Source organism: Polycladomyces subterraneus, from assembly GCF_030433435.1.
GTDB lineage: Bacteria > Bacillota > Bacilli > Thermoactinomycetales > JIR-001 > Polycladomyces > Polycladomyces subterraneus.
This window is the reverse complement of the sequence record NZ_JANRHH010000037.1, coordinates 140,563-165,297: the sequence shown is the minus strand read 5'-3', so window position 1 is coordinate 165,297 and position 24,735 is coordinate 140,563. Positions and strand designations below refer to the sequence as shown.

Genomic DNA, 24,735 nt, shown 5'->3' with positions numbered 1-24,735 from the left:
GGCGTTAACCACTCAAGAATCCCACGGCTTTAGCCGTGTGGAGTGTCAAGTCGTGCTTTTCACTTCGATGGCCTATGGGATCTTCACCCGTCAAGACCGATTTCTATAGGGGGATGGATTCGTGAAAGATTTGATGGTATCCGAGATGGAACGCATTTGGAGCAGGAAAAAATCGTTGGTATCGTTTGTGATTCTTGGTTTGTTGCTGGTATTCATGACGTTTTGGTTGCACCGCGGCGGGATCGGATTTTATGATCCACTTCATACGACTCGGCTCAATTCCGTCAATTTTCCTGTGTTTTTGCTTAAAGAAATGTCGTTTATCTTGTCCTTGATTCTCATCCCGATGATGGTGGTGGACAACTTCAACGGAGAATGTACATCCGGCGCTTACCGGTTGGTGATGATCTGCCCGTTTTCGCGTTGGCAGTTGTTGACGGCCAAATGGGTCAGTCAGGCGATCGTGATCGGAGCGATGCTGGTCATGATTCTCCTGTATGGAGTAGTGGCGGGAGCGGTGTTGTTTCCCCATGAGCAAACCGTTACGTTTTTCCACCGCCCGGAGGCGGAAGGGTACGGATATGTACTGTTATTTTACGGCTGGCATTCGCTCATATTTCTGGCGTTGCTGGGGATCGTTGGATTGTTGAGCTCCGTTCTCCCCAATACGATTGTTGCTTTTTTCGGATCGATTGCATTTTTGGTCGGTACTGTGTACGCTTCCCGTCAGATGTTTTTTTCTGTAGACCGGGGAGTCGGTGTTCAAGCTGATGGGCGGCATGGGGACATCTTCGGTTTTGGCATTGCTGGCAACCTGTCTGATCTTCTCATACAGTATGACGTACGTACCGTGGGGGAGAAGGGATTGGGTGTATTGAGTTTGGTCTGTGCGATTTGGTTGAAATCCACCGACAAAAAGCCCTGTACTCCCTCATGCATTTCAGGCGGAGGGCCTGTACGACTGGGATAACGCTCATAACGATAAATAAAGCAACGCTGCACTATATCAGTTACCGCAATATTAATATTTTTGTATATAATAAGACGCAAACAGGGTGAAAGAAGGCAAAGCCATGTTCATCAAACAACCATTTGATGAATTCTTAGGTTTACAATACAAAAGAGTAAATGAGGATCAAATAAACGTTTACTTACCTTTACAACCTTTGTTTTTGAACAGTTTAGGTGTTGTTCATGGTGGGATCATCTCTTCACTTGCCGATGTTGCGATGTGTAATGTTCCAGAAGTAGATGCTCGCGGTGTTCAGACAGTAGTGACAGTCGATCTGAAAGTCTCTTTTTTGCGTCCTGCCAAAGGAGAATTTTTGCTGGCTGATGCGCGTGTAATCAAAAAAGGAAAGAGTCTGATCCATTCTGAGTGCCTGATTTATGATGACCAAAATACATTAGTTGCAAAAGCTGACGGGATTTTATATGTGATATAAGAACAAATTCAAGACATCGGTGAGAACACTGCAAATATCACGACTCTCGTTGATCACTTCCAAAGGGGGATGCCGAACAATGTCGCCTGCAAGCCCACGATTGCCCCAAGGGTACTCCCTTTGGGCCAGCTTTCAGGCGGCTTCATCTGTAAAGAAGAGCACAACGGATGTAGTGCTTCGAACAAACCATCACTTTACAGAGATCGTAATGCCTCTGCAATCGGCGTCTCCCCGGTCTGCAAATCAAAAGACCGCCGGTAAGTATGCTCGTTCTCCAGTGCTTCCACAATCGTTCGAGCTACGTCGCCCCGGGGAATTTCTCCACTTTCTTCGATGTGTTCGGCGATCCGGACCGTTCCTTTGGGCGGATCATTTGTCAAGTACCCCGGCCTAATGATGGTATAGTTCAGCTTGCTGGCACGCAGGCGGTCGTCCGACACACCTTTGGCGATGAAATAGTGCCGGATTCGCTCCGGTCCGAACTCAGGCCGGTCCGCATATATGCTGCTCACCATGATGAACCGTTCCACACCGAACGCTTCTGCTTTTTCAATCGTTTTGATCGCTCCCAGCTTGTCGACCAATTCCGTCTTGTCCGGTCCGGTATGCGAACCGGAACCGGCCGTGAACACGACGACGGAACACCCCTCTATTGCATGGTCAATTTCCTTCTCCAAGTCGGCCACCACGATTTCGTCAGCGCCCAATCGTTTCAACTCGGACGCTTGTTCCTCTTTTCGAATCATGGCCCGCACTTGGTGCTCTGTCCCGGCAAACAGTTGCACCAACTGCCTGCCGATTTTACCGTTCGCACCTACGATCACGATTTTCATGCCTATCCATCCCCTTGTATACCTGTGAGATTCGAATACTAAACTGAGGCGGCCACCGCAGCGGCAACCTCGGCTTCGATGAAGCTCCCAGAGGCTAGTTCATCTTGAGTCATCTCGCACCTACCCAATGATGAATAGTGTGCAAATGCTTTCCCAGCTCGCTTCACCTGCGCCCTGCAAGGAAGCGGGTTATGGCCGCTTCGACCCGGAGCGCAGGCCGCGGGTAAAGTACGCTTCGCTTAGAGGAAGTTGCCGGCGATTTCATTCCTGCGATTTCCGGATCTTCGCTCAGTCAGGGCTTGGTAAGTCGCTCACCTGGGAAAGCATTTGCTCCCTCACGGATTATCAGACACGCACTAGTCGCCATCTGTTAAAGCAGGAAACAACGGCAGAACCTCTTCACCTAACTCCTCTATCACTTCTGATGCGGGACGTTGTCCGTATTTTAAATTGAGCATCACATGGTTCACACCGGCGTTTCTCAAGCTTTCAAGAAATTGGATAAGAAACTTTCTTCCTGTCCGAAATCCCAAATGGATCGGTGTCGGATCCTCATCCGGATCCTCGGTTAAATCAATATATAGAGACTGACTAAACGGTTTGAAACCATCGGTGTGCGAACGCCAATTTCGGATCAGTTCCGTTTGAAAAGTCAAGTTGCGGGGGTAGTACATCCATCCATCGGCGTTTTTTGCGATCCACTCAATAGACTGCCCGCTATGGCCGGTCACTAACACTGGAATATCATATAAATCGGGTTTTGGTATAAGATCGCCATCTGACATATGAACCCTCAATGTATCGATTACAGGAAAGTTCTCTTTCCAAACGGTTTTGATGACCGAAAGAGCTTCCCGAAACAATTCCCCTCTTTGGTCAAAATCAACGGCAAAACTCGGGAATTCAATTGGCCGATCCCCCGTTGCCACACCAAGAACCAACCGGCCACCGGATATTTTGTCGACGGAAGCCGCAGCTTTTGCCACATGCAACGGGTGACGCAAGGTTAAAATAATGCTTCCGGTGACAAGCGCAATCTTTTGTGTATTTGCCGCAATATATCCGAGAAAAACCCATGGATCGTATATTTGACCTACATCCCCAAAGTTGGGATCATGAAGTGGAACATCTCGGACCACTAATGAAGCGAAATTCAATTGTTCCGCTCTCTTTGCAAGCTTTACTTGCTCTTCCATATTCACCAAAGGAATACTTCCGGTATAGGCTTCTATTGGGAAAAACAATCCCAGTGTCAAATGATTTTCTTTAAACATTCGCCTGTAACCAGGGTGTCGGCTGAAGTGATACAAGGTTTTGGGCATTGTTGTCATTCCTTCACTTTATTTAAATGTAGCTGTTACCGTATAGTCTCCACGATACTCTCGAGGATGCCCGCATTTCATTAATAAAATGCCACCTTCAATCAGAGACACGATGGCTTGCCGTTGCGGAGGTGTGGAATCAGGTAACCTCCCTTGTTGTTTTTAATTATTCTAGCGTCTATTTTAGGTTGTCAATCCAACGCTAAAACCACTTGTTGACTTTTCTGTGGAATTCTTCGTCATGTTCACTCATTTCTGAGTCGAGGTTTCCGAACGGACAACCACGCATTTCAGGCGTATCTCGGTGAAAACAGACTAACCAGTCTAACATGTCGTTCAAACGATCCGTTGGATCCTTGTCGCTTTGTAAAATTCCTTGAATCAGTTGTTGGTCCCAGGCTTCTAGCAGGTGATCCACCACCGCTCCCCAAGGTACGCTTGGAGGGGTAGTAGTGGTAAAACTGGCCTTTTCCGACCTGAGCCGCTTCCCAAAAATCGCTGAGTGTGGAGTATAATCCGACCACAGAATGCGGATCTTGATAGGAATCGAAATGTTAACAGAAAGCTGAATCCGCAAGGGGGGATGAAAAGTGAAAGTCACGAGTTATCGCGGTCGTAGCGGCAAACTGGGAGTAAACCCGGAAGGTGGGCCATACATTGAAGTATATCCCGAAACGAAACAAGAAGCCCTGATATTAGGAATACCGGTAGGAGAAAAGATAAGGATTTATGAAAGGATCAGCCAAGGCGTATCCTCCCATGGCGGACTCAATTATGAGTTTTTGCGTTTCAAAGAAATTGTGGAAGAGAATTTTGGAGAAGACGTTTGGGAATGGGCAAAAAAGGTTCATACCAACGCAACTCCAAATTAAAGTCGGGAGCAAAGTTGTCTTACTCTATCCCACCAACTCGTGGGCATTTTCCAAGGAACATGGGAAGGGCATCTCACCCTCTGCCTGTGTTCCTTTTCTAATCCGACGCAGAATGGAAAATACCACGAGACGTTGATCTGGTGGTGGAAGGAGAAGAGATCCGGGTATGAATCAGAGGAATGGTTCAAACAACCAGATTTTAGTATCCGGTATTTGTTTCTACATCAATGTTCACCCAGACCGGAAGCAGGTTATGACCGCTACGACCCGGGGCGCAGGACACGGACCGCTCAGACGAAGTTTCCTGCGATTTCATTCCTGCGCTTTCCGGGTCTTCACTCGGCAAGGCTTAGGTCTTTGCCCACCCTGGGAAAGATTGGCTCCCTCACGGATTTACCAGGAATGCCTTAAGAGCATCACATGTGACATTTGCTTGACACTCGAAAAAAACATGGACTTTTATCGGTAAGTATGTATAATAATACACTAAGATGAATTTTTATAAGGGAGAGGGACGAACGTGGCAAAGGAAAAGGTGATCCTGGCATATTCCGGGGGTTTAGATACATCGGTTGCCATCAAATGGTTGCAGGAGCATTATGGCTATGATGTCGTGGCTGTCGCTCTGGATGTGGGCGAGGGTAAGGATTTGGACTTTGTCAAAGCCAAAGCGCTGAAAGTGGGAGCGGTAAAGTCGCTGGTCGTCGATGCGCGGCAGTGGTTTGCCGAGAAATATCTGGCACCGGCGCTGAAGGCCAATGCAATGTATGAAGGCAAATATCCGTTGGTGTCCGCACTGTCCCGTCCGCTGATCTCGGAAGTGCTGGTGCAAGTGGCGGAAAAGGAAGGGGCCGTCGCCGTGGCGCACGGTTGCACTGGGAAAGGGAATGATCAAGTACGGTTCGAGGTGTCCGTCGCTGCATTGAATCCCCAGTTGAAAGTGATCGCACCGGTACGGGAATGGGCGATGTCCCGGAACGAAGAGATCGCATATGCAAAAAAACACGGTATTCCAATCCCGGTCGATTTGGATAATCCCTACAGCATCGACCAGAACTTGTGGGGAAGAAGCTGTGAGTGTGGCATTTTGGAAAATCCGTGGGCGGAGCCGCCGGAGGAAGCGTACGAATGGACGGCATCGCTGGCTGATACCCCTGATCAGCCTGATGAAGTGGAGATCAGTTTTGAAAAAGGGCTCCCTGTCGCATTGAACGGGAAAGCGATGCCGCTTCATGAGCTGATCACCGCTTTGAACCAGATCGCTGGGAAACACGGTGTCGGCCGGGTCGATCATGTGGAAAACCGGCTGGTCGGCATCAAATCGCGTGAGGTGTACGAGTGTCCGGGCGCGATTACGCTGATTACGGCCCACCGTGAGCTGGAGTTTCTGACGCAGCCCCGGGAGATTGCCCAGTTCAAGCCGATCGTGGAACAGCAGTGGGGCAAATTGACCTATGAAGGCTTGTGGTTCTCCCCGCTCAAAAAAGCGCTGGATGCCTTTATCGACGTGACGCAGGAAACCGTCAGTGGTACGGTACGCGTCAAGCTGTTCAAAGGGCATGCTGTGGTCACTGGCCGGAAGTCGGAACAGTCGCTGTACAATGAAAAGCTGGCCACCTACACGCCGGAGGACACCTTCGATCATCAAGCGGCCGTCGGTTTCATTCGTCTGTGGGGATTGCCGACGCAAGTATTCGCCACCGTCAACCCGAAGAAGGAGGATCACCATGAAGCTCTGGGGCGGGCGATTTACCAAGCCGACCAACCAGTTGGTTGAGGAATACACTGCATCCATCGGGTTTGATCAACGGCTTGCTGAAGAAGATATCCGAGGGAGCATGGCCCATGTACGCATGTTGGGTGCATGCGGCATTTTGACGGAGGAGGAGACGAAGACCATCCTCTCCGGTCTTGAAACGATCCGGGAGCGCATCCACCGCGGGGAAGTATCGTTTTCGGTCGAGAACGAAGACATACACATGAACATCGAGAAGTTGCTGATCGAGGAAATCGGTCCCGTTGGCGGCAAACTGCATACGGGTCGCAGCCGCAATGACCAGGTCGCGTTGGATATGCACCTGTACGTTCGTCATCAAACCGTTGAACTGGTCCGTTTGCTTGTCGGTGTACAGGAGGCGCTCATTGCCCAGGCGGAAGCGCACGTGGACACCATCTTGCCGGGATACACCCACCTGCAACGTGCCCAGCCGGTACGGCTGGCCCATCACCTGTTAGCATATGTTTCCATGTTTCAACGCGACATCGAGAGGCTAATAGACAGTTACAAACGGGTCAACATTTCGCCGTTGGGTGCCGGTGCGATCGCGGGGACAACCTTTCCGATCGACCGACACATGGTAGCCGAGGAGCTGGGCTTCGACGAGATCTACGACAACAGCATGGATGCTGTAAGCGATCGGGACTTTCTGGTGGAGTTTCTCTCCATCGCTTCTCTGATCATGGTCCACCTGTCCCGACTGTCCGAAGAGTTGATCCTGTGGTCCAGCGAAGAGTTCGGCTACATCGAGTTGGATGATGCCTTCTGTACGGGCAGCAGCATGATGCCGCAAAAGAAAAATCCGGATGTCCCCGAGCTGATCAGGGGGAAAACAGGGCGCGTGATCGGCCATCTGGTGGCGTTGCTCACTGCTTTGAAGGCCTTGCCGCTCACCTACAACAAGGATATGCAGGAGGACAAGGAAGGCGTGTTCGATACGGTGGACACGCTGACCGGGGCGCTCGCGCTGACAGCGCCAATGCTTTCCAGTATGAAAGTGAATGTGGAGAAAATGCGGGAAAATGCGCAAAGCGGGTTTGCCAACGCCACCGATCTGGCTGATTACCTAGTGAAGAAAGGATTGCCGTTCCGCGAAGCGCATGAAGTTGTCGGGCGTTTGGTACTGCATTGTCTGGAACAGGGTAAGACGTTGACGGATTGTGAATTGGCGGAATTCAAGGCTGCTTCTCCGCTGATTGAGGCGGACGTGTATGAAGCAATTCAACTGGAACGGGTGGTTGACGCTCGAAATATCTCCGGCGGTACGGGGCGTCAAGCCATTTTGGCCGCCATCGAAGATAAAAAATCGAAAATCGATGAAACCCATACGTGGTTAGATCACGTTATTAGTTAATGGGTTTCTATCAATTTAAAATAGAAACCCCTGCCTGTCGGCAGTCAGGTTGTTGACAAGATACGGACGACAGTTGTCCGAGAGAGGGAGCGAAGGTCGAAGATGGACCCGTTTCCCATTGTCAGCAGTCCACTGCGGGAAGGTAGTCGGGTTTCTTTCGTTTTGCTTTTGTCGATTTAGCGAACGACCAAGAAAGGCGGCTGGGATTGCAGGACAAAGATGCTATACTATAATAGATAAGAGATTGGATTAAGAGATTGGATGCGAGTGAAAGAGGGGAAATTCGTTACATAGTTTTATAGAATACCAGGTACACGAGGCTTGAGGTGATACTGTGATCGAAATGCATGATGTTTGGAAAAGATACCCGAACGGTGTTGAGGCATTGCGGGGAATTGACGTCAAGATCGAGCAGGGAGAATTCGTCTACGTCGTGGGACCGAGTGGTGCGGGTAAGAGCACCTTTATCAAGCTCATGTACCGGGAAGAGAAGCCGTCTAGCGGTGTCATCCTGATCAACGGTGTCAATGTCAAACGCGTTCGAGATTGGAAAATTCCGTATTTGCGTCGCAATATCGGTGTGGTATTCCAAGACTACAAATTGTTGCCCAACATGACGGCGTATGAGAACGTCGCTTTCGCTATGGAAGCGATCGAAGCGCCGAGGCGGCAGATTCGCCGGCGTGTGGAGGAAGTCTTGGAGCTGGTCGGTTTAGAGGATCGGATGCACGCCCTACCGTCCCAATTGTCCGGTGGAGAACAGCAACGTGTCTCCATCGCACGGGCGATCGTAAACAACCCCAGTTTCTTGATTGCGGACGAGCCTACTGGGAACCTGGATCCGGAAACCTCCTGGGATATTATGTATTTGCTGCAGGAGATCAACAACCGCGGAACGACCATCGTGATGGCGACGCACAACAAAGAGATTGTGAACACGATGCGCCAGCGCGTCATCGCCATCGAACAAGGCGTAATTGTGAGGGACGAGTTGCAGGGGGAATACGGTTATGAAGATTAGTACGATGTTCCGCCATATGCGAGAGGCGGTCAAAAGTTTACGCAGAAACTCGTGGATGACGTTCGCCGCGGTCAGTGCGGTGGCCGTCACCTTGCTCATTTTCGGATTCTTTCTCGTGTTTGCCTTCAACGTCAGCTATTGGGCCAGCGAGCTGGACAAGCAGATGGGTGTAACAGCGTTCGTCTCGCAGACGGCCACTACGTATGACGTGGATGCGTTGAAAAAACAGATTTCGCAGATGCCGGAAGTGAAAAGCGTAGAATTTGTCCCTAAATCCGCGGGACTGGAACAGATGAAAAAGCAATGGGGAAAAGATTCCTCATTCTTGGAAGGCTTGGAAGGGAACCAAAACCCGTTGCCGGACATGTTCCGCATCGTGCCCAAAGACCCTCAAAAAATCAAGGATTTAGAGGCCAAGGTCAAACAGCTCAACCAAATTGATGATGCTGACTCTGGTGACGGTGTCTCTGACAGACTGCTCAATCTTTCCTATTACGTCCGCATCGTCGTGTTTGTCTTCGGAACCGGTTTGGCTGTTCTGGCTGCGTTCCTGATCTCCAACACCATCAAGCTGACCATCTTCGCCCGCCGTCGTGAAATTGAGATTATGCGGTTGGTGGGGGCGAGTAACTGGTTTATTCGTTGGCCGTTTTTCATCGAAGGAGCCCTGATCGGGATTTTGGGATCGATTGTACCGGTGGCGATCGTGTTGGTGGTGTATAACGCGTTCCTCCACATTATGGATGCCGGTCAGGGGTACAACTTCTTCAAAGCATTGGATATGTGGCCCCTGTCCTTGTATGTTGCGCTGTTGACCATGGTGTTGGGTGTCGTGATCGGAGTCTGGGGAAGTATCATGTCGATTCGTCGCTTCCTGAAAGTCTGATCATGTAAAAACGAGTTGGAGGGGAATGGTGTGAAGCGCTTCTTTTTGTTGGCGGTAAGCCTTTGTCTGGCCTTTGGAGCCGTCTTGCCGCCTGCCGGCGCTTCGGCCCAATCAGGGCAGAGCGACATCGATCGGAAAAAGGAAGCCATCAAAGAACGGCACAAGCAGATTCAGCAAATCGAAAAAGAGAAAAAGGCAAAAGCTCAGGATTTGCAGTCGCTGGTGAAGCAAATCGACGAGATGAAGCAACGGCTGGCGGTGTTGAATGATCAGGTGTACCAAACCGAACAGCAATTGCAGCAATCGAAGACACGTCTGTCACAACTGGAAAAGCAACTGGAAAAGCGGCAGGTACTGTTTCGGAATCGGGTACGCCAGTTGTATATGCAGGGCAACCTTTTCTACTTCGAGGCGCTGATCAAATCCGACTCGTTCGCACAATTCCTCTCCCGTCTTTATTGGGTACGCGAAGTGGTCAAGGCCGACCGGCAATTGATTACGGGATTTCAGAAAGACCGGCAAGAAGTCGCGCGTCAAAAATCCCTCATCGAGCAGCAGTTGCAACAGAAGAGACAGCAGATGGCCGAAGCGGAGGGTTTGCATAAACAACTGATCGCCGAATACCGTCGGAACGAGGCGCAATTGGCCCAGTTGGAGCAACAACAGTCCCAGTTGGAAGACCTGAATGAGCAGGACACCCGGCAGGTTCAGCAGTGGATCGCGCAAAGGGAACGCGAATTGGAGAAGCGCGCGTCCCACGGTGAAAAAGGCGTTCAGGCATTACCTACCTATCGAGGCGGGAAATTTTACTGGCCTGTGGACGGAGGCCGCTTGACATCCAAATTCGGCCTTCGTTACCATCCGATCAAGCATCGGTGGCGTCTTCACGCGGGCATCGACATCGCCGCTCCTCTGGGAACACCCATCCACGCCGCGGCTGACGGTGTGGTGATGGAGTCACGTCCCGCCAGAGGTTACGGCTGGATCGTGGTCATCTATCACGGCAACAACTTGGCCACGTTGTACGCACATGTATATCCGCAGGATGTGCGGGTCAGCGTGGGACAGCACGTATCGCGCGGGCAAGTGATCGCGGCTGTTGGCAATAATGGGGTGTCCACGGGACCTCACGTCCATGTTGAAGTTCACAAAAACGGGGAACCCGTCGATCCCCTGCCTTTTTTCCGATGATCCGTCGACAACTGGAAGAACACAACATGGGGAGAGGGTTGGATGAAACGCAAGTTACTTGTGATGGCGCTGGCTGTCAGTTTGGTTTTTAGCGGACTGACGGTCAGTGGTGTGCACGCGGAGAGCAAATTGGACCAAACCAAAAAGGCATTGCAGGATATCAGGAGCCAGAAGTCGCGGGAACAAGCCAATCTGGAACAGGTGAAGAAACAGCTGGATGACAGAAAACAAAAAATGAATGAGCTGGAGAAACAGTTGGATGAACAAAACAAAAAAGTGGAGAAAGCGAAAAAAGATCTCCAGCAAGCGGAAAAAGACCTCAACCTGCATGCGGCTATTTTCAAACAACGAGTCCGTGAGATTTACATTAAAGGCGACATGGGATACATGAAGGCACTGTTTTCAGCCGACTCATTCAACGAATTCCTGGCCCGTTTTGAGACGATCCGCCTGATTGTCAAACAAGATCGAACGCTGCTGAATCATTATTTTGAGGCCAGGGAGCAAAAAGAGAAAGATCAGCAAACGTTGTTGGCAGAGCAAAACAAATTGAAAGAGGAAAAAGCCAAGGCGGATGAAGAATATCAAAAGATTGCCGACTTGGTGAAACAGCACGAAGCGGCTTTGAGCAAGTTGGATGACCAAGAAGAAGCCACGCAGGAAGAACTGGACAAGATCAAATCGGAGTTGGCTTTCAGCAGCGGGGTGTGGCAGGGTGGATATTTGAAATGGCCGTGCAATGGGCCGGTTACGTCCCCATTCGGTGTGCGGGTCAATCCGGTGACGGGGGAAACCAAAATGCATGAAGGTATAGACATCGGTTGTTCGATGGGAGCCCCCATTCGTGCCGCGGCCAGCGGAAGAGTGATCGAAAACCGTCCGTCCAACGGGTACGGCTGGATCGTCGTAATTGACCACGGTGGATTGGTCACCCTCTATGCCCACATGTACGGCAACACGGTGACGGTCAATGTGGGCGACCGTGTGTATGCGGGGCAAAAGATCGCGGAAGTGGGCAACAACGGACGTTCCACCGGCCCGCACCTCCACTTCGAAGTACACAAAAACGGCCAGCCAGTAAATCCGGAGAAGTATTTACCGCCAAGGTAATCCATCATCTCAACCATGCAACAAGTCGACCCACCCAATTGGCCCAATCAATCGCCGGGATGGATGCAGGAGAAAACGAACGGACCATCCGTCCTGATCCGGGAATGGGTCGACTTTTTTTATATAGAAATTGGTGAGAACAGGTGATCAAGCGAGATGCCGGGCAAGGCCGCCGTGGTTTCCGTTGACACCTGGAAGAACACAACATGGAGAGAGGGTTATATGAAGCGCACGTTGCTTGTAAAGGCACTGGCTGTTAGCTTGGTTTTCAGCGGACTGACGGTCAGCGATGTGTACGCGGAGGGCAAAGCGGATGAAACCAAGCAGCAATTGCAGAACATTCGCAACCAGAAGTCGCGGGAAGAAGCCAATCTGGATCAGGTAAAGAAACAGCTGAATGCCAGCAAACAAAAACTGAATGAGCTGGAGAAAAAATTGGACGAACAGAACAAAAAAGTGGAGAAAACGAAAAAAGATCTCCAGCAAGCGGAAAAAGACCTCAACCTGCATGCGGCCATCTTCAAACAACGAGTCCGCGAGATTTACGTTAAAGGCGACATGGGATACATGAAGGCCCTGTTTTCAGCCGACTCATTCAGCGAATTCCTGGTCCGCTTTGAGACCATCCGACTGATCGTCAAACAAGATCGCACGCTGCTGAATCATTATTTCGAGGCTAGGGAGAAAAAAGAGAAAGATCAGCAAACGTTGTTGGCAGAGCAAAACAAATTGAAAGAGGAAAAAGCCAAGGCGGATGAGGAATATCAAAAACTTGTCGCCTTGGTGAAACAGCACGAAGAAACTTTAAGCAAGCTGGAGAACGAAGAAGAAATCAAGCAGGAAGAGATGGACAAGATCAACGAAGAGCTGGCTTACAGCAGTGGGGTATGGAGTGGCGGAAAATTGTCATGGCCGTGCAATGGGCCGATCACGTCCCCCTTCGGTTATCGGCGCCACCCAGTGACTGGAGAACTCAAGCACCATGATGGCGTGGACATTGGTTGCCCGATGGGAGCGCCCATTCGTGCCGCTGCCAGCGGAGAAGTGGTCAAAAGCCGTCCGTCCAACGGGTACGGTTGGATTGTCGTAATTAACCACGGCGGATTAACCACCCTGTATGTCCATATGTACGGCAACACGGTCACGGTCAATGTAGGCGATCGCGTAGCTCGCGGTGACAAAATTGCGGAAGTGGGCAACAACGGTACTGGTACTGGCCCTCACTGTCACTTCGAAGTACGGAAAAACGGAGTGTTGCAGAATCCGAAGTATTATTTATCAAGATGAAATCGAACGTCGAACGCGGGAGGGCCTCATCCCTCTCGCAAGTCCACATTGTTCCAATGTCCTTCATGAAAAGAATATACCCATCGTTGATCATGCCGATATGTGTCAGACAGAGATGTGAAGGAATCCAAACTCACGAATGAGTCAGCGCCCCTAGAGGTCGTTTCCTTTTTGCCGGCAAATACCATTTAATGGGTTACTTCAGAAATAACGGTGATAAAGACAAAAGGATCACGCGCGGGGAGATGATGGTATGGAGCGGAGAGGGTGGATAGGGGTGATGGTGGTCAGCCTGGCGTTGGCGGGATGGCCGGCGGATGGTGTCGTGCACGGGGAGGCCAAGGCAGATCAGAAGAAAAAAGAGCTCGAACAAATCCAACGGCAAAAAAATGAGACCCAGATCGACATTCAAAATTTGAAGCCCCGATTGGCGGCTCATAAACAGAAGTTGACCGAATTGGACAAGCAGATGTATGAACTGGGCTTACAAGAGAAGCAAGCCAAAGCGGAATGGTCCCGCGCGGAGAAAGAGTGGCAGACACGTTCCGCCATTTTTAAACAGCGGGTACGTATGATCTACCAAAGCGGCAACATGGGATATATGAGCGCTTTGTTGCAGGCGGACTCTGTGGAAGAATTTCTTGTCCGTTTCGAAACATTGCGATTGATTGTCAAACAGGATCGGGATATCCTGAACCGTTATTTTGCCGCGAAGGCGCGGAAAGAGCAGGTGCACCAAAAACTGATCGCCGTCCAGCAACAGTTGACGAAAACGCGTGTGGAAGCCAAAACGGTATACGACCGACTGGCGGAACAGGTCAACAAGAACCAGACGAAGCTGGCCCATTTGGAAGATGAAGAGGAAATCAAGAAAGAAGAATTGCAGCAAATCGAAAAATGGGCATACAGTGACGGCGATTGGCAGGGTGGATTGTTGATGCGGCCGGTCAACGGGCTGATTACTTCGCCTTACGGTTGGCGTGTTCATCCCGTCACCGGAAGGAAAAGGTTTCATGCGGGAATCGATTTCGGCGGACCCATCGGCACACCGATCCATGCGGCTGCGGATGGTGTGGTGAAGGAAAGTCGTCCCGCAAGCGGCTACGGCTGGATTATCATTCTGGACCATGGCGGTTTAACCACATTGTATGGACATATGTACGGCAGTACGGTACGCGTGAGCGTGGGCGAGCGGATTCGCCGCGGCCAGGTGATCGCGGAAATCGGCAATGCTGGAACGTCTACCGGTCCTCACCTACATTTTGAGGTCAGTAAAAACGGGATCCTGCAAAATCCAATCCAATACCTACGATGACCCGCTCAATGATCAGAGTGGCCTTTTTCCGGCACGCGACCTTTGGCGGAGTGAGCGGGAAAAAGGCCATTCGCAGACGCGTCAATCAGCACAGCCGGGAGAGATGGAGGCTAAGAGAAAGATGCGGAAAGGAATCACATTGGCGGCCGCGGTTTGCTTGGGACTGTTCAATCCACGGAAACTACAACAATCCAGTGTATGCGGCAGCCAGTGGTGTGGTGGTGAGAAGCGGGACGTCACTCGGTTACGGTTGGATTGTCGTCATCTACCACGGGAAAAAAGAGGGACAAGACCTGTTTACCTGGTACGGTCACAGTTACGAAAATCAGATTATGTGCATGAAGGCGATGAAGTGAAACGAGGACAGCGTATCGCCGGGATTGGCAGCAACGGTTTTTCCACGGGCCCACATCTCCATTTCGAGGTACGGTTGGGAGAGAAAGCGGTCAACCCCATTGTATACCTTCCCCATTGAGGACGCACGGGGATGATTCCGGCGACACGTTGCGTTATAATAAATGGATGAGCGAACCAAATCGAAAAAAAAGCTGCACAGACCCACGGGCTGGACAGCCTTTCTTTTTTCGAGATGCCTGTTGGATTCCGGACTATTCCCGGCCTGTCTATCATATATTCTCTTCGACCTGGATCGGGGATGAATGGAGAATGCACAGGCTGACAAAGGTGGTGTCGACATGCAATTTCGCGCACGGACGGTGGCCTTGATAGTGGTTGTTTCCATCGTCCTCAGCAGTGTCACGACAGCCGCGGTGGTCAAAGACGGCGGCATTTGGGACCGGTTGACAGGAGCACCGGCCTTGTGGTTGGACGGTGATTTGGCTGCCGCAGTACAAGGGGATGAAGACGGATTTGAAAAATTAAAAGCGGCATATGCCGTGATCAAATCCCAATATGTACGGGGAGCAAACGACAAAAAACTGATCGACGGTGCCATCCAAGGGATGGTGGATTCGCTCGGAGATCCCTATTCCGTCTATATGGACCCGTCCACGGCCAAACAGTTTGAGACCAGTCTGGAATCGTCATTCCAGGGGATCGGGGCAGAGGTCACCATGAAAAATGGCAAGGTGACGATCGTCTCCCCGTTTAAGGATTCACCGGCGGAAAAAGCGGGATTACGCCCCAATGACCAAGTGATCAAGGTGAACGGCGTCAGCTTGGAAGGAATGTCCCTGAATGAAGCGGTGATGAAAATCCGCGGCCCCAAGGGGACCATCGCCAAGTTGGAAGTGATCCGTCCCGGTTACAGCGGCGTATTGCACATCAACGTCAAGCGGGACAACATTCCCATCAAGACGGTTGAATCCAAAATGATGCCGCAACAAATCGGCTACATCCAGATTACGCAGTTTTCCAATGACACGGCGAATGATTTCAGTAATCAGTTGAAACAGTTGGAAAACAAGGGGATGAAAGGGCTGGTTATCGACGTACGTGGCAATCCGGGCGGATTGTTGCCATCGGTACTCGATATTGCCGATCAGCTGGTACCTGGCGGGAAAAATGTGCTGATCACGCAGGACAAAGCCGGAAACAAAGTCGTTTACAAATCGAAGTTGCAAGGAAAAAAACCGTACCCGATCACCGTCCTGATCGATAAGGGCAGTGCCAGCGCATCGGAGATTCTGGCCGCCGCATTGAAGGAATCCGCCGGAGCGCAAGTGGTGGGCGAAAAGTCGTTCGGCAAGGGAACGGTACAGACAGTGAAGGAATTTGGCGACGGTAGTAACCTGAAGCTGACCGTTGCCAAATGGCTGACACCCAGCGGCACCTGGATTGACCAGCACGGCGGCACCGCGGGAATCCAACCGACGCTCCCGGTGAAGTCTCCGGAATATGAACAGGCAACTCCTCCGTCGCCTGGACAGGTGTTGAAGCGGGACATGAATTCACCGGCGGTACGCAATCTGCAGATGGTGTTGGACGGCCTGGGATTCAATCCAGGACGGAAAGACGGTTATTTTGATGAGAAAACGGAACTGGCCGTCAAATCCTTCCAAAAAACCAAAGGCTTGCCGATGACCGGAGTGGTGGATGACAAAACCGCTGCCAAGATGCAGGATGCGTTTATTGCGATGTTGCGCGATCCGGCCAATGACGTTCAATTGCAAGTGGCCATCGAAGCGACCAAGAAAAAGATCCGTTAAATAAAAAAAAGGAAAATCAAACCCGTTGTCGAAAATCAACCCCACGACGAGTTCGCCGTGGGGTTTTGATTGCAATTAGCCCAGGAGGGATCGGCTTGACTTCATGGTTGGCTTTTCCATTGTCGTCACCGAACACATGGAAAGCCTTGTTGGTTCATCCGTTGTGGTGGACGGCTTTGGTCTGCATGCTGATGCAATTTGTGTTCAAAGGCTTGCGGGAATGGCGAAAATACGGTCGGCGTTTGGATCCACCCACACCATTGTTGTTGCGCACGTTTTTTTGGGGAGCCGTGGGCGGTGGAGTGTGTTCAGTTCTCGTTTCATTTTGGCAGTGGGAAGTCCGTCCCATGGAGTTGTGGTGGATCTGGGGATGGACAGTGGTGCTTGGTTTGTTTCGACTACGTTGGGCATGTGTCGCTTTTGGAGGCGGATTGTTGGTCTTATTCGCACTGGTTGCGTCACATGTGTCGGCTGAGCAAGTGCCGCCGGAATGGCTGGATGTATGGCGGAGATTGTCCTTGGTCTCCGTGACGGACTGGCTATATTTAATTGGTTTGCTACATGTGCTGGAATGGTTGTTGATCCGGGTGGACGGGCTGGCCGGGTTTATTCCGGAAACGGTCCGACACCGGGACGGATACATAGTCGGCGGATTCCGACTGCAAAAGCTGTGGGCGGTTCCGCTCATAGTACCGACTGCGAGCGGATGGTTGCCGCTGCCTTTGTTGCTGGGCTTCTCTCGACTCAACTTGTCGATGATCCATCAGCAACAAAAACGACGAGCATCTACCTTTGCCCTGCTGTATGCGCTGATATTGGCCGGGTTGACTTGGGCTTCCACATGGTGGACCCCATTGATATGGGCGGCCGCTGTTTTTGCCGTGGTCGGTCATGAGGCAATCTATCTGGTTGGTAAATGGCGGGAAAAAAGGAGAGAACCGCGATTTGCCTCCCATTTTCGCGGGATGTCGGTGTTGGCCGTGTTGCCGGAAACGCCGGCGTCCCAGATGGGCATTCGTCCCGGTGAACGGATTACCCGCATGAACGGCGTTCACATTCGTACGATGGATGACATACGGTTGGCGATGCAAAAGTCGCCCGCTTATTGCAAGCTGGAAGTGGTGGATGAATTGGGGGAAACGAGAATGGTGCAGCGTGCGATATACGAGGGAGACCCTTCGGATCTCGGTGTGATCCCCTCACCAGGCCCAATCAATCGGATCTCCTCACCTGTTTCGGAGGTGGTTTCTCCCTAGGAATGAGGTATATCTCCCGCTCCACTAGAGAGAATAGAACGGGAAAACCTGAGATGGAGCGTGGAACCATGTCACATCGTCGGATCACACAACCTCATGTGGAACATCAAAAACAACTGGCCACTAGACAAGCCCGGAAAGGGATCAGCTCCGGGCAGTTATTGTTTATCGGAGTCGCTTCCATCATGGGAGCGGGCTTTTTTTTAGCAACGGCCACCGTCATGCGGGAAACGGGGCCTGCTATCCTGTGGGGATATCTCCTGGGCGGTGGGGTGGTCGGCACCGTCTTTGCCGCACTGGGGGAAATGTTGGCGAGTGATCCCGGGAAGGGCGGCTCGTTCAAGGTGTATGCCGAAGAATATATCGGTCGTGGTGTCGGATTTGTCGGCGGTTGGATGTATTTGTTCGCTGGCGTGTTGATCATGTCGAGCGAAGTGACGGCGTTGGGGATCTTTACCCAGCGTTGGTTGCCGCACCTGCCGCTGTGGATGTTGTCTGCGGTGTACGCCGTATTGGCATTGGGGATCAATTGGCTGGGTGTGCGCAATTTTGGGCGGATTGAATCTTTGTTTGCCGCCATTAAACTGGGAGCGGTGGTCGGATTCATCGTATTGGCGGTCATTTTCGGTTGGCGTCTGATCTTTTCTCCTCATCCGTGGGCGATGACGGTGACAGGTTGGGAGTCTGCCGGCTTGAAGGGCTTTTGGACCAGCTTGATCATGATTTTCTTCACTTACGGAGGCGTGGCGGCTACCGGATTGGCGTCCGCGGAACTGGAGGACCAGCGTTTGATCCCGTGGGCGTTTCGAAGGTTGGTCCACCTGCTCGTACTGTTGTATGTCGGATCGTTGGCATTGGTCGTCTGGCTTGTCCCTCAGCAACAGATCTCCCCTCAGCAGAGTCCGTTCGTGACGGTGTTGACCCTTTTGCACGTTCCGTTTGCGGATGAGGTGCTCAATGGTGTGATAATCACGGCGGCCTTTTCCACGATGGTCGCGGCGATGTTTTCCGTGACACGGATTTTGCTGTCGCTGGCGGAAGACGGAGAGGCACCTCAAAAACTGCTGAAGGTCAATCGACGCGGGGTCCCCACACGGGCGCTGTTGCTCAGCTCTGCCGGATTGTTGGCGGCGATCATAATGTCGTATGTGTTGCCCAAAACTGTGTACGAGCTGCTCACCACATCCGCTGGTATTATCCTCATCCTCAAATGGGGCGTCGTCTTGTGGACGCACCATCATTTCAGGAAAACCGTGCATGCCGGATTTGGCCGAATGCGGGGGTATCCCGTCCGCAGCGGGTTGACTGCGACGGTCATCGGTTTGGTGTTGCTGGGGTGCTGGTGGGACCCCAACCACCGCATCAGTCTGTACATCAGCTTGGGCATCGTCGCATGCATCGCGATTGTGTATGGGTGGGCGAGGAGACGTCTGACCCCGCGGTGGGATGCACCGGAATCGTCGTGATACCGCTGAGATGGTTTGAAAACGGTCTGATTGCGGCAACGATAAGGAAGAAGACCGGTTTGTATGCAGAACTTTATCAGTCGGATGAAAGTGTGTCTGGTCATTCCATCAGGGGGCATGTTTCCCAGATGAGCGACGCTCTAAGCTCGAACGAGTATGGTCTGGAAAGCTAAGGAAAGAATCGATGGCAATCTCGGCTAATGAGGCGTGCGATAAGATAATTACCAGACACGTCCTAGAACGGATGTTCCCTTGTCTGGTTTTTATTATGATATAATGAAAAAGATGATGAAGCGGAGCCGAGGTGATGGGCCTTGGAACAACTGTTTCAATTGGTGTCCGAATACGAACCGCGTGGCGATCAGCCGAAAGCGATCGAACAGCTGACGCAAGGCGTTCTTTCGGGGAAAAAGTTTCAGACCTTGCTGGGAGCTACCGGAACGGGAAAAACGTTTACGATCGCTCAAACGATTGCCCGTGTGAACAAACCGACGCTGGTGATTGCACCCAACAAAACGCTGGCCGCCCAGCTGTGCGGGGAGCTGAAGGAGTTTTTCCCTCACAATGCGGTGGAGTATTTCGTCAGTTATTACGATTATTATCAACCAGAAGCCTATGTGCCGCAAACGGACACATATATCGAGAAAGACGCGTCCATCAACGACGAGATCGACAAACTGCGCCACTCGGCCACAAGTGCATTGTTGGAGCGGCGGGATGTCATTATCGTGGCCAGTGTCTCCTGCATCTACGGTTTGGGTTCGCCGGATGAGTACCGCGACCAAGTGCTGTCCCTACGTGTCGGGATGGAGCGGGATCGGAATGAGGTCCTGCGCAAGCTGGTGGATATCCAATATCAGCGCAATGATCTCAATTTCATCCGTGGTACCTTCCGTGTACGGGGCGACGTGTTGGAGATCTTCCCCGTCTCACGGAGCGAGCAGGCGATACGGGTCGAATTTTTCGGTGACGAGATCGATCGGATTCGTGAGATCGACGTCATCACGGGCGAAATTATCGGGGATCGCGAACATGTAGCCATCTTCCCCGCATCCCACTATGTGACGCGGGAAGAAGTCATGCGCCGTGCTCTCCGCGATATCGAACAGGAGCTGCAGGAGCGGTTGGCGGAATTGCGTGATCAGGGCAAACTGCTGGAAGCCCAGCGGCTCGAACAGCGTACCCGCTACGACATGGAGATGATGCGGGAAATGGGATTCTGCTCAGGCATCGAAAACTACTCCCGCCACTTGGTGGGCAAAAAAGCGGGTGAACCGCCGTATACGCTGTTGGATTATTTCCCCGATGACTATCTGATGGTCATCGACGAATCGCATGTCACCGTGCCCCAGATCCGTGGGATGTACAACGGGGACATGTCACGCAAAGAGGTATTGGTGGAGCACGGTTTCCGCCTGCCCTCGGCCAAGGACAATCGGCCCCTTAAATTTGAGGAATTTGAGGAGCGGATCAATCAGGTCATCTTCGTTTCGGCGACACCGGGCCCATACGAACTGGAAAAAGCGCCCAACGTCGTGGAGCAGATTATCCGTCCCACCGGTCTGGTCGACCCCAAAGTGCATGTGCGGCCGATTGAGGGGCAGATCGACGATCTGATCGGTGAAATCCACAAGCGGATCGAACGGGACGAGCGGGTTCTGGTCACCACACTGACCAAAAAGATGGCCGAAGATTTGACGGACTATCTAAAAGATGTCGGTATCAAGGTGCGCTATTTGCATTCGGACATCAAAACGATTGAGCGGATGCAGATCCTGCGCGACTTGCGGTTGGGCGAATTTGACGTCTTGGTGGGGATCAACTTGCTCCGGGAAGGATTGGACCTGCCCGAGGTGTCGTTGGTGGCCATCTTGGATGCGGACAAGGAAGGTTTCCTGCGTGCGGAGCGTTCCCTGATCCAGACGATCGGCCGTGCGGCACGAAATGCCAACGGCGAAGTCATCATGTACGCCGACACGATCACCGAATCCATGCGAAAGGCGATCGACGAGACGGAACGTCGTCGCCGAATCCAGATCGCATACAACGAGCAGCATGGCATCACACCGCAGACGGTGCGCAAAAAAGTGCGTGATGTGATTGAAGCGACCAAGGTGGCCGAAGATGGGCCCACATACGAAACGGCCAACCGGGCTGGGAAGATGACCAAAAAAGAGCGTCAACGGTTGATCGCCCAACTGGAGAAAGAAATGAAAGCGGCGGCCAAGGAGTTGGAGTTCGAGCGGGCGGCGGAACTTCGGGACATGATCATCGAACTGAAAGCGGAGGGAGCATGAACACATGGCACAGGAACACATCGTGGTTCGCGGCGCGCGTGTGCACAACCTAAAAAATATCGACGTCACCATTCCGCGGGACAAGTTCGTCGTGTTGACGGGATTGAGCGGATCGGGCAAATCTTCGCTCGCCTTCGACACCATCTATGCGGAAGGACAACGCCGTTACGTGGAGTCTCTTTCTGCCTATGCCCGCCAGTTCCTCGGGCAGATGGACAAACCCGACGTCGATTCCATCGACGGCTTGTCTCCGGCCATTTCCATCGATCAGAAAACGACCAGCCGCAACCCGCGTTCAACGGTGGGGACTGTGACGGAGATTTACGATTACCTCCGCCTGTTGTTCGCCCGCATCGGTCGGCCCACCTGTCCCGAACACGGAATCGAGATCTCTTCGCAGACGGTGCAGCAAATGGTGGACCGGATCATGGAGCTGCCTGAGCGGACGCGGATTCAGGTCCTCGCCCCGATGGTGAAGGGGCGTAAAGGGGAACATGTCAAACTGTTGCAGGACATCAGCAAACAGGGGTTTGTCCGGGTGCGGATCGACGGGGAGATCCGGGACTTGTCCGAAGAGATCAAACTGGAAAAGAACAAAAAACACACCATCGAAGTCGTAGTAGACCGTCTCGTCGTCAAACCGGGCATCGAAACTCGGTTGACTGACTCGATCGAAACAGCGCTGGGGCTGACGGATGGCCAGGTATTGATTGATGTCGTGGATGGGGAGGAACTGTTGTTCAGCCAAAACCTGGCTTGTCCGGAATGCGGATTCAGCATTGACGAGCTTTCGCCCCGGATGTTCTCATTCAACAGCCCGTTCGGTGCGTGTCCGACCTGCGATGGTTTGGGCAGCCGGATGGAAATCGATCCCGATCTGGTGGTGCCGGACCCGGAGAAAACGATTCGGGAAGGGGCCTTGGAGCCGTGGGCCCACTCGTCCAGCAATTATTATGAACAACTGTTGGAAGCGGTCTGTGACCATTTCGGAATCGACATGGATCGCCCATTTGCCGAACTGTCGCAGGAAGAGCGGGATCTCTTGTTGTACGGCACGAAAGAGCGGATTCCGTTCCGTTACACCAACGATCTTGGGCATCGGCGCGAAACCCAGGTGCGATTCGAAGGCGTGGTCAACAACCTGCAACGGCGTTACCATGAGACCAGTTCCGATTCGGTTCGCGAAATGATCGAAAACTATATGAGCACCAAGGCGTGTCCGACCTGCAACGGGGCCCGTCTGCGCAAAGAAAGCCTGCATGTCTTTGTTGGCGGGAAAAACATCGACTATGTGACGCGATTGTCCATCCGCGACGCACTTGCATTCTTTGATAACCTTAAACTGGATGAAAAAGAGAAACAGATCGCCCGTCAAGTGCTGAAGGAAATCCGGGAACGGCTCGGTTTTCTGGTCAATGTGGGGCTGGATTACCTCACCCTGCACCGCTCGGCGGGCACGCTTTCCGGCGGGGAAGCCCAGCGCATCCGTTTGGCCACCCAGATCGGTTCTTCGTTGATGGGGGTCCTCTACATTTTGGACGAGCCGAGCATCGGATTGCACCAACGGGACAACAACCGTCTGATCGAGACGTTGGAGCGGATGCGCGATCTGGGCAACACGCTGATCGTTGTGGAGCACGATGAAGACACGATGCTGGCCGCTGATTATATCATTGACATCGGGCCAGGTGCAGGTGCGCACGGGGGGCGTGTCGTGGCGGCGGGCACACCGGAAGAAGTGATGCGCCATCCTGATTCTCTCACCGGGCAATATTTGAGCGGGCGCAAATTCATCCCGCTGCCCGAAGAGCGTCGCAAGCCCAATGGCAAGTGGCTGGAGGTACGCGGTGCCAGGGAGAACAACCTGAAAAACATCGACGTCCGCATCCCGCTCGGGGTGTTTACCTGTGTGACGGGTGTCTCCGGCTCCGGCAAAAGTACGCTGGTCAACGAAGTGCTGCACAAGGCATTGGCCCGCCAACTGAATAAAGCCAAAGTGATTCCCGGCGCCCACGACGAAATCGTCGGGATTGAGCATTTGGACAAAGTGATTGACATCGACCAGTCTCCGATCGGGCGTACACCGCGTTCCAACCCGGCCACCTACACTGGCGTGTTCGACGATATCCGTGATGTGTTTGCATCGACGCCGGAGGCCAAAGTCCGCGGATACAAGAAAGGACGTTTCAGCTTCAACGTCAAGGGAGGCCGTTGTGAAGCCTGCCGCGGGGACGGGATCATCAAGATCGAGATGCACTTTTTGCCGGATGTCTATGTACCGTGTGAAGAGTGCAAAGGCAAACGGTACAACCGCGACACGTTGGAGATCAAATACAAAGGAAAGAACGTGGCCGATGTGCTGGAGATGACCGTGGAGGAAGCGCTGGAGTTCTTCCAAAACATCCCGCGCATCAAGCGAAAACTCCAAACCTTGTACGATGTCGGTTTGGGGTATATGAAACTGGGGCAACCAGCGACTACGCTTTCCGGCGGGGAAGCCCAGCGCGTCAAGCTGGCTTCTGAGTTGTACAAACGGAGCAATGGTCGAACGCTTTACATCCTGGATGAACCGACCACTGGTTTGCATATCGACGATATCGCCCGTCTGCTCCAAGTCTTGCAACGGTTGGTGGACAACGGAGATACGGTACTGGTGATCGAACACAATCTGGATGTGATCAAAACAGCTGATTACATCATCGATCTCGGACCGGAGGGGGGAGACGGGGGAGGCACCATTGTTGCCGCGGGTACTCCCGAAGAAGTGGTGGAAGTCGAGACTTCCCACACTGGTCGTTACCTGAAGCCCATCCTGGAGCGGGATCGTCAACGGATGGAACAGTGGATGAAGGAATTGGAGCGCAAGGTGTCCGCATCATCTTAAGCCTTGGAGAAGTTGGTTCAAAGGCAAATGGAACAAGGCGCAACGCTTTCCCGGTAGAGCGACTGACTAAGCCCTATCGAGCGGAGAACCAGAAATCGCAGGAATTCATTCGCGGTCAATTTCCTTTAAGCGAAGTGTACTTTGACCGCATCCTGTGCTCCTCGGTTCGTAGAGGCCTTGCCCTGCTTCCATGCATAGCGCAGTTGGAGCGATCCGAGAAAACGAAGCTGACCCACTCATCAAACACAACC

Annotated in this window: 18 protein-coding genes and 1 pseudogene; 17 read left to right on the top strand and 2 right to left on the bottom strand. The window is 52.3% G+C overall.

Annotated elements, in window-relative coordinates; genetic code table 11:
* The first annotated feature begins 121 nt into the window (after positions 1-121).
* Both NWF35_RS10865 and NWF35_RS10860 read left to right on the top strand, forming a co-directional pair.
* Positions 122-970 (top strand): ABC transporter permease, encoded by an 849-nt coding sequence (locus tag NWF35_RS10865; protein WP_301239070.1) that lies wholly within the window; start codon positions 122-124, stop codon positions 968-970.
* 85 nt (positions 971-1,055) lie between these two features.
* Positions 1,056-1,445, top strand: a complete 390-nt coding sequence (locus tag NWF35_RS10860; RefSeq protein WP_301239069.1) for a PaaI family thioesterase — start codon at positions 1,056-1,058, stop codon at positions 1,443-1,445.
* Between the two features lie 194 nt (positions 1,446-1,639).
* On the opposite strand, the gene NWF35_RS10855 is transcribed toward NWF35_RS10860, so the two are convergent.
* Entirely contained in the window at positions 1,640-2,278 is a 639-nt protein-coding gene (locus NWF35_RS10855; protein WP_301239068.1) for an SDR family oxidoreductase, read from the bottom strand.
* A 356-nt stretch (positions 2,279-2,634) separates the two neighbouring features.
* Positions 2,635-3,600: an LLM class oxidoreductase gene (locus tag NWF35_RS10850; RefSeq protein WP_301239067.1), complete on the bottom strand. Its 966-nt coding sequence runs from the start codon at positions 3,598-3,600 to the stop codon at positions 2,635-2,637.
* Between the two features lie 590 nt (positions 3,601-4,190).
* On the opposite strand from NWF35_RS10850, the gene NWF35_RS10845 reads away from it, so the two are divergent.
* The 15 genes and pseudogenes from NWF35_RS10845 to uvrA all read left to right on the top strand — a co-directional run bounded on the left by NWF35_RS10845 (position 4,191) and on the right by uvrA (position 24,484).
* Positions 4,191-4,472 carry a hypothetical protein gene (locus NWF35_RS10845; RefSeq protein WP_301239066.1) on the top strand — a complete coding sequence of 94 codons (282 nt, stop codon included), beginning with the start codon at positions 4,191-4,193 and terminating at the stop codon, positions 4,470-4,472.
* A gap of 520 nt (positions 4,473-4,992) precedes the next feature.
* The gene (locus NWF35_RS10840; protein WP_301239065.1) at positions 4,993-6,249 is read left to right on the top strand and encodes an argininosuccinate synthase; all 1,257 of its coding nucleotides are present in this window, start codon (positions 4,993-4,995) and stop codon (positions 6,247-6,249) included.
* On the top strand, positions 6,200-7,603 hold the full coding sequence (gene argH / locus NWF35_RS10835) for an argininosuccinate lyase (RefSeq protein WP_301239064.1): 1,404 nt from the start codon (positions 6,200-6,202) through the stop codon (positions 7,601-7,603). Before NWF35_RS10840 ends, argH begins: the two co-directional genes overlap by 50 nt.
* Before the next feature lie 334 nt (positions 7,604-7,937).
* Positions 7,938-8,624 (top strand): cell division ATP-binding protein FtsE, encoded by a 687-nt coding sequence (gene ftsE / locus NWF35_RS10830; RefSeq protein ID WP_212773420.1) that lies wholly within the window; start codon positions 7,938-7,940, stop codon positions 8,622-8,624.
* A complete protein-coding gene (ftsX, locus tag NWF35_RS10825) occupies positions 8,614-9,510 on the top strand; it encodes a permease-like cell division protein FtsX (protein ID WP_301239063.1) in 897 nt (298 codons plus the stop codon). The genes ftsE and ftsX overlap by 11 nt, the downstream gene beginning before the upstream one ends.
* A 30-nt stretch (positions 9,511-9,540) precedes the next feature.
* The gene (locus tag NWF35_RS10820) at positions 9,541-10,701 is read left to right on the top strand and encodes a murein hydrolase activator EnvC family protein (protein WP_301239062.1); all 1,161 of its coding nucleotides are present in this window, start codon (positions 9,541-9,543) and stop codon (positions 10,699-10,701) included.
* Between the two features lie 42 nt (positions 10,702-10,743).
* Positions 10,744-11,811: a murein hydrolase activator EnvC family protein gene (locus NWF35_RS10815; RefSeq protein WP_301239061.1), complete on the top strand. Its 1,068-nt coding sequence runs from the start codon at positions 10,744-10,746 to the stop codon at positions 11,809-11,811.
* 222 nt (positions 11,812-12,033) lie between these two features.
* Positions 12,034-13,098, top strand: coding sequence for a murein hydrolase activator EnvC family protein (locus NWF35_RS10810; protein WP_301239060.1), 1,065 nt, complete (start codon positions 12,034-12,036; stop codon positions 13,096-13,098).
* Between the two features lie 253 nt (positions 13,099-13,351).
* Entirely contained in the window at positions 13,352-14,413 is a 1,062-nt protein-coding gene (locus NWF35_RS10805; protein WP_301239059.1) for a M23 family metallopeptidase, read from the top strand.
* Positions 14,410-14,888: pseudogene (locus NWF35_RS10800) on the top strand (M23 family metallopeptidase). Before NWF35_RS10805 ends, NWF35_RS10800 begins: the two are co-directional and overlap by 4 nt.
* 220 nt (positions 14,889-15,108) lie before the next feature.
* Positions 15,109-16,581 (top strand): S41 family peptidase, encoded by a 1,473-nt coding sequence (locus NWF35_RS10795; RefSeq protein ID WP_301239057.1) that lies wholly within the window; start codon positions 15,109-15,111, stop codon positions 16,579-16,581.
* A 95-nt stretch (positions 16,582-16,676) separates the two neighbouring features.
* Complete coding sequence (locus NWF35_RS10790; protein WP_301239056.1) at positions 16,677-17,837, top strand: PDZ domain-containing protein; 1,161 nt, start codon at positions 16,677-16,679, stop codon at positions 17,835-17,837.
* A gap of 68 nt (positions 17,838-17,905) precedes the next feature.
* Positions 17,906-19,303 carry an amino acid permease gene (locus tag NWF35_RS10785; RefSeq protein ID WP_301239055.1) on the top strand — a complete coding sequence of 466 codons (1,398 nt, stop codon included), beginning with the start codon at positions 17,906-17,908 and terminating at the stop codon, positions 19,301-19,303.
* Positions 19,304-19,617: 314 nt separating this feature from the next.
* Positions 19,618-21,600, top strand: a complete 1,983-nt coding sequence (gene uvrB, locus NWF35_RS10780; RefSeq protein ID WP_301239054.1) for an excinuclease ABC subunit UvrB — start codon at positions 19,618-19,620, stop codon at positions 21,598-21,600.
* Between the two features lie 4 nt (positions 21,601-21,604).
* Positions 21,605-24,484: an excinuclease ABC subunit UvrA gene (uvrA, locus tag NWF35_RS10775; RefSeq protein ID WP_301239053.1), complete on the top strand. Its 2,880-nt coding sequence runs from the start codon at positions 21,605-21,607 to the stop codon at positions 24,482-24,484.
* The last annotated feature ends 251 nt before the right edge of the window (positions 24,485-24,735 follow it).